This is a genomic window from Acidomonas methanolica (assembly GCF_004346035.1).
GTDB lineage: Bacteria > Pseudomonadota > Alphaproteobacteria > Acetobacterales > Acetobacteraceae > Acidomonas > Acidomonas methanolica.
Genome location: NZ_SLZN01000087.1, coordinates 1 through 2,137, shown reverse-complemented (window position 1 = coordinate 2,137; position 2,137 = coordinate 1). Strand labels below are relative to the sequence as shown.

Here is a 2,137-nt window from a genome sequence, read left to right as displayed (position 1 = left end):
AGGTCTTCTTCCAGTGCCTTCACGCGGGCGCTGACGCTGGACTGTGCAACGCCGAGCGCATTGGAGGCGTGACGGAAGTTGAGATATTCGGCGACAGCGAGAGTGTGAACTAAGGTCATCATTGGCACTCGCCCCGAAAGGAGATGATTGCTCAACGGATTTAATCCGTCATTTCTCGTAAGTCTACGCATACCAATTCGCCATGACTCAATCACAATGAAGTTGCGAAAGGTCTGCGTAGTATTGGCAGACATATTAAATAGAGGATCGCGCCGAAAATCCAAACCCAACCGTTCCATGCTCCTACGGTGGCAGAATAGAGTGCCGTGAAGCCAAGCGGTCCCGCGATAGAGCTTAGATTGGTGAGGCTTGTAAGCGTTCCCTGTAAAGCTCCTTGCTTGTTACTGCTGACATTGTTTGAAAGCATTGCCTGCAAGGCCGGCATGCCAACACCTCCGGCGGCAAGCAGCAACAAAATCGGGAACACCATCCATCCCTGCGTGGCAAAAGCCAGAAGAATGAAGCCAGTCGCATCCGCAGCCATGCCAAACAGTAGCGTGCGCCGTTCTCCAAGCCGGCTTGAAAGAGGGCCGGTAACAAACGCCTGAAAAATCGCGTGTGTTGCTCCAAACGCCGCGAGCGACAAGCCAACGGTCGTGGTGTTCCACTGAAAACGATCCTCGCCATATATGACCCATAGGGCCGCAGGGACCTGGCCGATCAGTTGAATAATGAAGAAAACTGCGAAAAGGGCCACTAGCCCGCGCAATGCATCATCCAGCCGGAACAGAACGAATGGTTTGATGCGAACCGGCTTTCCGGTCTCGCCATCGCCGCGACGAGTCTCCCTGAGGAAAATGCAGGCTAGCAGGAACGCGAAGCCGTTGAGAAGGGCAGCGGCGATAAACGGAGCATGGGCAGAAATACCACCGAGCATACCACCAAGTGCTGGCCCGGCAATCATGCCTGCCCCATAACAGGCCCCCATGTAGCCGAACCAGCGTGCGCGAGAACCTTCCCCCGTCGAATCCGCAATGGTTGAGGCAGCTACAGCTCCGGTTGCGCCCGTGATGCCGGAGACGAGCCGGCCGATATAGAGCACCCATAAGACCGGCGCTGATGCCATAATCGTGTAATCGACTGCGGCCCCCGCAAGGGAAGCCAGAAGCACCGGACGCCGACCGTAAGCATCTGAAAATTGTCCAAGCACGGGCGCGAAGATGACCTGCATCAACGCATAGAGTGACAGCAAAGCACCATAGTGACCAGCGACCTGCTCCGCCGGCACAAGCTCGCGCAGAAGCGTCGGAAGGACCGGCATGATGAGGCCGAGTCCCATGGCGTCGAGACTGACGATCAGCAGGGCGATGATGGCAGAGCTGCGCACCTGAAACTCCAGCGCCGCTCAATGCGAGCGACTTTATCAATGATAAGGACATGGACATAGAACTTATCGGTGATAAATTGTCAAGCGTTGGCGAAGGAACGTGAATGACCAAACTGGACAAGGGCACCGTGATCGCAGCGGCGCTGGAGCTGCTGAACGAGGTTGGCATGGACAACCTGACGACGCGAAAGCTCGCTGAACGCCTCAAGGTTCAGCAGCCTGCGCTTTACTGGCATTTCCAGAACAAGCGCGCGCTGCTTGACGCACTGGCCGAGGCAATGCTGACGGAACGCCACACCCGCTCGCTACCCGAAGAGAACGAAGACTGGCGGCTATTCCTGAAAGAGAACGCCCAGAGTTTCAGAACGGCGTTGCTCTATTATCGCGACGGGGCGCGCATCCATGCCGGCACTCGACCGACAGAACCGAATTTTGGCGCTGCCGAGACACAAATACGCTTTCTCTGCGCGGCGGGCTTTGGTCCGAAGCACGCTGTTTGGGCGCTCCGGGCGGTCAGTCACTATGTGGTCGGTTCCGTTCTCGAGCAGCAGGCATCTGATGCCGATGAGAGAGTTCCGGACAGGCCAGATGTGTCCGAGCAAGCACCGTCGTCCTTCCTGCACGATCTGTTTCACGAGTTGGAAACAGACGGCATGGATGCTGCGTTCAACTACGGACTCGACAGCCACAACGCTCGGTTAGAGCGGCTGCGTGCATCTACAACAGAGTAGAGGCTTATGCCCCATTGCC

The 2,137-nt window shown here is 56.8% G+C and carries 3 protein-coding genes; 1 reads left to right on the top strand and 2 read right to left on the bottom strand.

Translation table 11 applies throughout. From position 1 onward, the window contains the following. Both EDC31_RS18315 and tet(G) read right to left on the bottom strand, forming a co-directional pair. Nucleotides 1-119 (bottom strand): helix-turn-helix domain-containing protein (locus tag EDC31_RS18315; protein WP_243697822.1); only part of this gene is annotated, 119 nt, incomplete at its 3' end. Between the two features lie 92 nt (nucleotides 120-211). Then, on the bottom strand, nucleotides 212-1,387 hold the full coding sequence (gene tet(G) / locus EDC31_RS17515; protein WP_024353491.1) for a tetracycline efflux MFS transporter Tet(G): 1,176 nt from the start codon (nucleotides 1,385-1,387) through the stop codon (nucleotides 212-214). Nucleotides 1,388-1,491: 104 nt separating this feature from the next. Between tet(G) and tetR the strand changes: the two genes are divergently transcribed. After that, a complete protein-coding gene (gene tetR / locus EDC31_RS17510; protein ID WP_132127228.1) occupies nucleotides 1,492-2,118 on the top strand; it encodes a tetracycline resistance transcriptional repressor TetR in 627 nt (208 codons plus the stop codon). Nucleotides 2,119-2,137: the final 19 nt, after the last annotated feature.